Annotated in this window: 9 protein-coding genes and 1 pseudogene; 1 reads left to right on the forward strand and 9 read right to left on the reverse strand. The window is 56.6% G+C overall.

The features are described 5' to 3' along the window. Positions 1–50: 50 nt before the first annotated feature. From LRK71_RS15570 to LRK71_RS20580, 9 genes and pseudogenes are all read right to left on the reverse strand, one after another. Positions 51–581 (reverse strand): Lrp/AsnC family transcriptional regulator, encoded by a 531-nt coding sequence (locus LRK71_RS15570; protein WP_232404744.1) that lies wholly within the window; start codon positions 579–581, stop codon positions 51–53. A gap of 268 nt (positions 582–849) precedes the next feature. Next, positions 850–1,578 carry a GNAT family N-acetyltransferase gene (locus LRK71_RS15575; protein ID WP_232404745.1) on the reverse strand — a complete coding sequence of 243 codons (729 nt, stop codon included), beginning with the start codon at positions 1,576–1,578 and terminating at the stop codon, positions 850–852. Next, positions 1,575–2,723, reverse strand: a complete 1,149-nt coding sequence (gene menC, locus LRK71_RS15580; protein ID WP_232404746.1) for an o-succinylbenzoate synthase — start codon at positions 2,721–2,723, stop codon at positions 1,575–1,577. The genes LRK71_RS15575 and menC overlap by 4 nt, the downstream gene beginning before the upstream one ends. A 29-nt stretch (positions 2,724–2,752) precedes the next feature. Further along, positions 2,753–3,511: an ABC transporter ATP-binding protein gene (locus LRK71_RS15585; protein WP_232404747.1), complete on the reverse strand. Its 759-nt coding sequence runs from the start codon at positions 3,509–3,511 to the stop codon at positions 2,753–2,755. Next, entirely contained in the window at positions 3,508–4,242 is a 735-nt protein-coding gene (locus tag LRK71_RS15590; protein ID WP_232404748.1) for an ABC transporter permease, read from the reverse strand. Before LRK71_RS15590 ends, LRK71_RS15585 begins: the two co-directional genes overlap by 4 nt. Before the next feature lies 1 nt (position 4,243). Continuing rightward, positions 4,244–4,951 (reverse strand): ABC transporter permease, encoded by a 708-nt coding sequence (locus LRK71_RS15595; RefSeq protein ID WP_232404749.1) that lies wholly within the window; start codon positions 4,949–4,951, stop codon positions 4,244–4,246. A gap of 27 nt (positions 4,952–4,978) precedes the next feature. After that, positions 4,979–5,764 (reverse strand): ABC transporter substrate-binding protein, encoded by a 786-nt coding sequence (locus tag LRK71_RS15600; RefSeq protein WP_232404750.1) that lies wholly within the window; start codon positions 5,762–5,764, stop codon positions 4,979–4,981. Beyond that, positions 5,754–6,434, reverse strand: a complete 681-nt coding sequence (locus tag LRK71_RS15605) for a MurR/RpiR family transcriptional regulator (protein ID WP_408636017.1) — start codon at positions 6,432–6,434, stop codon at positions 5,754–5,756. Before LRK71_RS15605 ends, LRK71_RS15600 begins: the two co-directional genes overlap by 11 nt. A 30-nt stretch (positions 6,435–6,464) precedes the next feature. Beyond that, positions 6,465–6,680: pseudogene (locus LRK71_RS20580) on the reverse strand (MurR/RpiR family transcriptional regulator); the annotation flags it as partial. A 447-nt stretch (positions 6,681–7,127) separates the two neighbouring features. Here LRK71_RS20580 and LRK71_RS15610 point away from each other — a divergent pair. Further along, positions 7,128–7,709, forward strand: a complete 582-nt coding sequence (locus LRK71_RS15610) for a hypothetical protein (RefSeq protein WP_232404752.1) — start codon at positions 7,128–7,130, stop codon at positions 7,707–7,709. The last annotated feature ends 262 nt before the right edge of the window (positions 7,710–7,971 follow it).

A 7,971-nucleotide genomic window follows, 5' to 3' on the forward strand; every position in this document is an offset into this window, starting at 1 on the left:
TGCAGCGAAAGTGGTCTGAAGTTTTTCAATTCGCAGTCTGGTCAGGCCGTTTATTTCCCTCCAACAGGACCGATTGGACCGGCTTGCCTGTTTTTGACGTTCGCAGCTGCCAGCTTTGCAATGTTGGGCAAACCTGCCTTTACCTGCCGCGTCGCAAAATGGGTCATGTAGCGGTCTATGCCGAGATCTTCGGCATGGAACTCTTCCATAAGGTCCTGAAACGCGGAGAGCGTGGGGGTAATCACCTTCATGATGTAGTCGACCCCGCCCCCCGTGGCGATGCAATCAATGATCTCATCCCGCCCGTTGATAAAGGTTTCAAAGCGGTCAAAGTCTATTTTCCGGTGACGGCTCAGCGACACTGTTACAATCACTTGGGCGAAATCAGCCAGTTGCCCCAAAGCGATGTCAGCATGATAGCCACGAATATATCCGGCAGCTTTCAACCGCGTCAGCCGCGCCCAGCAGGGCGTCGCTGAAAGACTGCAAATTTCTGCCAGTCTGGCCTTGCTCAACTGGCCGTGCCTTTGCAGTGCACTCAGAATGCGAATATCTGCGGCATCAAGGGCAAGTTGTTTCATTCAAGTTGTCCCTACGTTGTCAAAAAAGGGCGGAATGTTTCCTTTGCCCGTTTCTAACCTGGGCCGCGTGGGCAAGCGCCTTGCTTTGCGACAAGTATAAACGTTTTAACGCCCAGCCGCGCGCGAAAGTTTGAGAAGCTCATCTCAACCGCGATCTCTCTGAGCTCTGCAATCAGATATAGGGCCAATCCCCGAGGTAATAGTGGCCCTGACGTCACCTTGCAGTGCTGCAGGACCTGAGTTGTAATTCTGAGTATGGTGGGAAAGATCATATGATGGAAAGGGCATATGCGCTATCGGCTGGGTTGAAACCGATGATCCGGTAGCCTTCAGCAAAAGCGGTGGTCATCTCACAACGAACACGCTGTCTTTCGGAAATTGCCCGATCAAGATCATTCGATAGCAGGGCATCAAGATCTTGTGGAATTTTAACGTGCATGGGAGTGCGGTGATCTTCACTCTCAACGTTAATGCCTTCGGCGAGACGTGTCACCCGTGCTGCATCCAGCGACCAATCAGCCACAATACGATCTGAGGCGATACCGGCGTTGATGCCCTCCATCTGTCCGTAGTAATCAGGCAGATAGACATTGGCTGTGGCGCCAAGCCGCGCGATGTTAAGGTTGGCGTTGACGCGGCGCAGGGGGTCGAATGTCCAACGGACCGACGTGATGCCGCGTGCTAGGCACCAATGGCGTTGATACCATTTGAGACGTGCGCCAAGCCCCAGCCCACGGCTTTCGGGGTGAACGGCAAGCCGATGCGAATGCTGGACCTCCGGATCTTTGGTCGGAAAACCAAAAAGAAACCCCAGCATCCGTCCTTCGACAAATGCGCCCGCGACCAGTCCGCCTTCGTGTTGGATCGCAAGCATAAGGTCGGAGTTATCCGCCGGGTCATCCGCGCCCCAAACGGTGCACTGAAACTCTTCTGCGTGTTTGAGCTCGGTCACGCCGTCAAGTTCACGCAGTTCAACGTTGATCCCCAGGGCAGTCATGGGCGGATCATTTCAGAATGGCCAGTGACCGTTTTCATGTAGTCCCGATCAAGCGTGACCCCAATCCCTGCGCCATTGCCCGGCACCGGCATTTCGCCATTGGCAGCCTCCAACGGCTCATTCACGATGTCACGTTTGAAATAGCGGCTGGCGCTGGAGGTATCCCCCGGCTTGGTGAAGTTCGCGAGGGTGGCGAGGTGGATGTTATGCGCACGGCCAATTCCGGCTTCAAGCATGCCGCCACACCATACCGGCGCGCCAAAGGCGGCGCTGACGTCATGGATCGCGCGGGCGGCCGCGAAACCGCCGACCCGGCCCACCTTGATGTTGATGACCCGCGCCGCCCGCAATTCCAGTGCTTTACGCGCATCGACCGCATTGCGGATGCTTTCATCGAGGCAGATCGCCGTTTTTAACGCCGCCTGAACCTGCGCGTGGTCGTGGATATCGTCAAAGGCCAACGGCTGCTCGATATAGTCGAGGTCGAATTCATCAAAGCGCCGCAGCAAGGCGAGATCTTCAAGCCCATAATCGGTATTGGCATCCACCGTTAGCTTGATGTCTGGATAGTGCGCGCGCACGGCCTCAAGCAGGGCTACGTCATGGCCCTTGGCGATCTTCAACTTGGTGCGTTTATAGCCCGCCGCTTGCGCCTCGGCGATGCGCTCCAGCGTGACATCGATGCTGCCGATGCCGATGCTTACGCCCACGTCCACCGCATTGCGCGTCCCACCAAGTGCGGATTTCAAAGGGATGCCAAGGCTTTTTGACCAAAGGTCCCAAAAGGCCATCTCGACCACGGCCTTAGCCATACGATTGCCGCGCCAGGGGGCGAGGAGGGGCTCTAATTCATAGGGCGAAGCAAACCGTTTTCCGACGATCTGCGGCAGCAAGACGTCGCGCAGAAAAGCCATGGCGGCGGGGATCGTTTCCTCAAGATAGTCGGGGATTTCATCCATCACTGCTTCGGCGATGCCTTCGATCCCGTCGCCCTTGAGCACCAATAGCGGGAAGGTCTTGTCCGTCAATGTCTGATTGGAAATTACGAAAGGGGTGATCAGCGGCAGGCTGACGATATGCAACTCGGCCGCCTCAATCAGGATGCTGCCGCCTGTAAATGCGGGTGTTTTGTTATGCTGTGTCATGGGAACTCGTTTGGCAAAAGGGCAGGACGTTATTTCACGGTTGCGATGAAACGCTGAAAGACTTCGGTTTGAGGGTTGGTGAACATCTGCTCAGGCGCGCCGCGCTCGGCAATGCGGCCTTGATGCAGGAACACGACTTCGGATGAGACGTCGCGCGCGAAGGCCATCTCATGGGTGACGACGATCATTGTGCGGCCTTCGGCGGCGAGCGATTGCATGACTTTCAGCACCTCGCCAACCAGTTCGGGGTCAAGCGCGCTGGTCGGCTCATCAAACAGGATCGCATCCGGCTCCATCGCCAGCGCACGGGCAATCGCCACACGCTGCTGCTGACCGCCGGAAAGCTGTGAGGGATACATATCCATTCTGTCCTTCAGGCCGACCCGCTCCAGTAGCGCTTCGGCGGCGGCGCGGGCGGCAGCTTTTGGGGTGCCTTTGACCTGCACCGGGCCTTCCATCACGTTTTCCAATGCGGTGCGATGGCTCCAAAGATTGAACTGCTGGAACACCATGCCCAGGCGGCTCCGCACGGTTTCGATATGCCGCGCGTTCAGGGGCTTGCCGTCGCGCACTTGGATTTCCTCCCCATGGATGGTGACCTTGCCCGAGGTTGGCGTCTCAAGGAAATTCAGGCAACGCAGAAAGGTGCTTTTGCCTGAGCCGGATGAGCCGAGGATCGAGATCACATCGCCTTGACGCGCCTCAAGCGAGATACCCTTGAGCACCTCCACCGCGCCAAAGGATTTATGAATGTCCTCGGCTTTCAGGATAATTTCGGCCTCGCTCATGGCTGTGGTCCTTCCGGGGGAGAGAGTATGGAGCGGCCCTCGCTGCGTGGGCCGATATGGCGGCTCAGACGCGCCTCACCCTGCCGCCAAAGCAGGACAAAGATCGCGGTGATGCAGAGGTAGATCAGGGCGGCCCAGAGATAGATCGAGAAGTCGAAACTGCGCGAGAAGATCTGCCGGGTGCGGCCCATGATGTCGAAGACGGTGACAACGCTGGCCAGCGCACTGGCCTTCATCAGCAAAATGATCTCATTGCCAAGTGCGGGCCATGCGATCCGGTAGGCATGGGGGAAGATCACCCGGCGCAGAATTTGCAGGCGCGTCATGCCGATTGCCTTGGCGGCTTCGACCTCGCCGCGTGCCACGCCCAAGATGCCGCCGCGCAGGATTTCCGTCTGGTAGGCCGTGGAGTTCAACGCAAATGCCAGCAGCGCGCAGTTGAACGGATCGCGGAAAAATCCCCAAAGCCCCCAGTCCTGCAAGAAGGGGCGAAATTGACCAGAGCCATAGTAGATAAGGAACAATTGCCCCAGAATGGGGGTGCCGCGCATGAAAGAGATATAGAGCCGCAAAGGGGCCTGCGCGACAGGTGTCGCATTGGCGCGGATCAAAGCGAGCCCGGGCGAGAACAGGGCCGCGATCAGCGCACCCAGAAATGTCAGCTTGATGGTCATCAAGGTGCCATCGAGCAGGCGCGGCCAATATTGTATGGCGATGTCGATCGGGTTCATCTCAGACTCTCCGAATGCCGCGATTGGCGCGGCGTTCCATATAGGCCAGAACCACTTCTGACAGGAGACAGAGCGCCCAGTAGATCAGACAGGCCAGCAGGTAGAAGGTGAAGGGCTGTTTGGTTACACCCACTGCGACCTTGGTCATGCGCATCAGGTCATCCAGCGCGATGATTGATACCAGCGCCGTGTCTTTGAGCATATTGATCCAAAGATTGCCAAGGCCGGGCAGGGCAAAGCGCCAGACTTGCGGCAGGCGGATGCGAAAGAAGATTTTGCGCGGTGACATACCGATTGCACGGCCCGCTTCCATCTGCCCTTCGTCGAGCGATTGGAACGCCCCGCGTAGCACTTCGCCCGCAAAGGCACCAAACACCATGGCTAGCGCTGTTACTCCGGCGGCAAAGGGGCTGAACTCAATATTGGTCCCGCCGGGATTCCACCAAGCGGCGAGTTTGTTCAGTAAAAGCCCGACGCCGTTGTAGACCACAAAGAGCGTCAAGATCTCGGGAAGACCACGCATGATCGTTGTGTAGCCATAACCGACAGCTCTTAGTCCCGCGTGGCGCGACATAGAGGCAAAAGCCGCCACAAAGCCGATCAGCAGACCCATGGGCAGGGTCACAACGGCCAGTTGCATCGTGATCGCCAAACCCGCGAGGATTTCATCCCCCCAGCCGGCATCGCCGTAAGAGAGCAACTCAAACATGCATGGTCTCCGATTGGGGGGCGATCATCATTTCATCGTGTAAACGTCGATGTCGAAATACTTGTCGTTGATGGCCTTGTAGGTCCCATCAGCGCGCATTTCGGCCAAGGCTGCGTTGAGCTTTTCACGCAGTTCGTCGTCTTCTTGACGCAGGGCGATGCCCACGCCTTCGCCGACAAAGGTCGGGTCGGTGATCGGATCACCGGCCAATTCGCAGCACGCGCCGTCTTCGGTCTTAGTTGTCCAGTCCAGCATCGGCAGCATGTCACCGACCTGCATGTCGATCCGGCCGCTGGCCATGTCGAGATTGACCTCGTCCTGCGTCGGGTAAAGCCGCACATCCGAGTCCGGGTAGGTTGCTTCGATGTAGTCGGCCTGCGTGGTGCCGGACTGCGCGCCGATGACCTTGCCGGCCAGGGCTGCATTGGTGAACTCGGTGATGCCAGAGCCTTTGGGCACGACATTTGTCATCGCGGCCAGATAGTAGGGGTCAGTGAAATCCACCTGCTTCTTGCGTTCTTCAGTGATGAACATAGAGGCGATGATGAAGTCGTATTTGTTCGCCAGAAGCCCCGGGATAATGCCATCCCAATCCTGCGCAACCACTTCGCATTCCTCACCAATCCGCTTGCAAAGCTCTTGGCCGATCTCAACATCGAAACCGGCGACTTCGCCGTTTGCCTCGATATAGTTGAACGGGGGGTAGGCACCTTCTGTCCCCAGCCGCAGCGGCTCGGCATAGGCGCCGGCGGAAAAGCTGGCTGCAATGGCCAGCGTCGAAAGCGCCGTGGCCAGTTTGGTCTTAGCTGTCATCGTTTTCACTCCTGTTGGTTTTTTCTGTATCGCTTTTGCGTTTGGCGCCCTGCCGTGCGGGGCGATCGACATGGCCGGTAAAGCGACCATAAAGATCGGCGATCCGGTTTAGCCGGGTATCCACCTCGGTCCCGAGCTTTAGAAAAACGCTATGGATCAGTAGGTTGGAGAGATTGGCCATCTGGGCTGTCGAATCCCAGAATTGGTTGAACTGGGTTGGCACGGCAAAGACCTGATCTGCTGTCTCATAGCCCCAGTCGCAAAAGACATCGGTGATCAACGTCACCGTCACTCCCGCTGTGCGGGCCTCTTCAGCAAGGCTTTTGGACAAAACTGAATAGCGCCGCGCCTCAAAAATCACGAGGTGCGCAGGCCCATTGGTCAGCAAAACTTCAGCGAAGTTCCCGCCTGCGAGGTCGAGTAATGTAACGCCGTCGCGGACATATTGCATCTGGTTGGCGAAATACTGGGCAAGGCCGCGCTCCGTCTGGAAACCGGCGACAAAGACATGCGAGGTCTGTGCCAAACGCTCGGCCTCTTGCTGCCATTCCCGGCTGCCTGCCAGCTCGTAAATGCCTACGAGCGCGGCGATTTCAAGCTGTAGCCCTTGGTTGAGCTGAGCGCTGTCGGCACCGCCTCCCTTGCGCATTTCGTGCAATCGGTCGGACATGAGCCAAGGTTCATCGCCCATATCATGCTTCAAATGATCCTTCAGATCGCGAAAACTGCTGTAACCGATGGACCGGCAGAAACGCCCAACCGTAGCTTCGCTCACCTTCACAGAACGCGCGATGCTCGCAGCGTTCTCAAAGGGCAAGCCTCCCCACGAGTCTAGCATATAGCGGGCCAAAAGACGGTCTGCTTTAGACCCATCTTCCAAGGCACCTTCCAACTGGGATCGGATCGAGGGCTGCAACAGGAATCTCCAAGATGATCTTTGGTCCGACTTTGAAATAAATATTTCATTTGGTCAATTATGAAAGATCAAATTCAAAAATTGACGCGTTCGGACCGTTTTACAGCTACAATTCGGACCATAACCTAAGAGCTTTCGGTGCCTGATGCTGTTTGAACTTCGGCTTCAGCTACTGAGAGAGGAGCCGCTAATAACGTCCAGTACTGTTTTCGACACAGGACAGCGCTGAAGGCGCAATACGCATGATGAGGGTCCTCAATGCCTCTGGAGAGCGATCAGTCTCTATCAAACGATGTGACATTGTCACCGTGCATGCGGTGATGTAATAAATTTGATGTCCCTCAGTGAGATACCATTATGGCCCAGCTGCCTTTCTATTTCTCCCGCCTCAAGGGCCACGTGGACAATGAGCTTCCCCTTTTCTCCGAGTATGATCGGAAGAGGCCCATGGCAGACCTTGGCCTTTTTACTGACCTCGCGAGACCCGCCCCAGATGAAGCCTGGCCAGACCGTATGAGGCTTTGCTGGGCTTGTGATGTAAGAGAGACGATCTCTGCTTGGGGCATTGGCAAGGCCGGAGATACCATCGTTATCAGCGATGAACTGGAGGAAAGGCTTAAGCGTCTCAATCTCGGCAGAAACGAAGTACGCCGCCTGCCAGTCCGCGGAGAAACTGCAAAGCCTTTAGGCTTTGACGTCGCTGTTCTGGCAACGCTGCAGGCGATACCGACAGTTGTGGCTCGATCCAATGACGGATTTGCTCTCAATGCGTGGAGCACAGCTCTCACCAACTATATTTGGGACGACCCATACACACCGCCACCTCAGGGTTCTGCACTATTGTGCCATGGCGTCGAAACCAATCTTGATCTCTGGGGGGATCCAATTTGGGGTGGAAGTCTTTTCCTATCAAGCCGCTTTGTGGATGTCTTTAGAGGCTGTGGCCAAGTCGAAATGCTCTTTCTGCACCCCTGCCTGGAGGCTACGGATGATGAAGTGGTCATGGATATATCCGCGCCCATTAGGTAGTCTACTAGCCTTCGTCGGCCACCGCCCGAATTGAAAAGAAAGAGTAAAGTGGCTGGAAACTCGGCATGACTCGTTGGCTTGGGCTGGGAGCAGTCGCCCGGCATACGGGCAGCAGGGGGCGAGACGCCTAGGCCCGCTATGCGCAGGGGGCGGGCTTTGCAAAGTCTGGTGAACAGTTCCATCTGCGACTTCGAAAGTTAAAACCAGCCCCGGGAATTTCAGGGATTTCGGCGGAGCAATCTTAAGACTTTGCACGCTGGCA

Origin of the sequence: Pseudophaeobacter flagellatus, from assembly GCF_021228235.1 — a bacterium.
In the GTDB taxonomy this organism is placed as follows: domain Bacteria; phylum Pseudomonadota; class Alphaproteobacteria; order Rhodobacterales; family Rhodobacteraceae; genus Pseudophaeobacter; species Pseudophaeobacter flagellatus.

Bases quoted from the DNA above. Each gene is read 5' to 3' on its own strand.
- LRK71_RS15570 (WP_232404744.1), bottom strand. From the start codon at position 581: ATGAAACAACTTGCCCTTGATGCCGCAGATATTCGCATTCTGAGTGCA.
- LRK71_RS15575 (WP_232404745.1), bottom strand. From the start codon at position 1,578: ATGACTGCCCTGGGGATCAACGTTGAACTGCGTGAACTTGACGGCGTG.
- menC (WP_232404746.1), bottom strand. From the start codon at position 2,723: ATGACACAGCATAACAAAACACCCGCATTTACAGGCGGCAGCATCCTG.
- LRK71_RS15585 (WP_232404747.1), bottom strand. From the start codon at position 3,511: ATGAGCGAGGCCGAAATTATCCTGAAAGCCGAGGACATTCATAAATCC.
- LRK71_RS15590 (WP_232404748.1), bottom strand. From the start codon at position 4,242: ATGAACCCGATCGACATCGCCATACAATATTGGCCGCGCCTGCTCGAT.
- LRK71_RS15595 (WP_232404749.1), bottom strand. From the start codon at position 4,951: ATGTTTGAGTTGCTCTCTTACGGCGATGCCGGCTGGGGGGATGAAATC.
- LRK71_RS15600 (WP_232404750.1), bottom strand. From the start codon at position 5,764: ATGACAGCTAAGACCAAACTGGCCACGGCGCTTTCGACGCTGGCCATT.
- LRK71_RS15605 (WP_408636017.1), bottom strand. From the start codon at position 6,434: ATGTCCGACCGATTGCACGAAATGCGCAAGGGAGGCGGTGCCGACAGC.
- LRK71_RS15610 (WP_232404752.1), top strand. From the start codon at position 7,128: ATGGCAGACCTTGGCCTTTTTACTGACCTCGCGAGACCCGCCCCAGAT.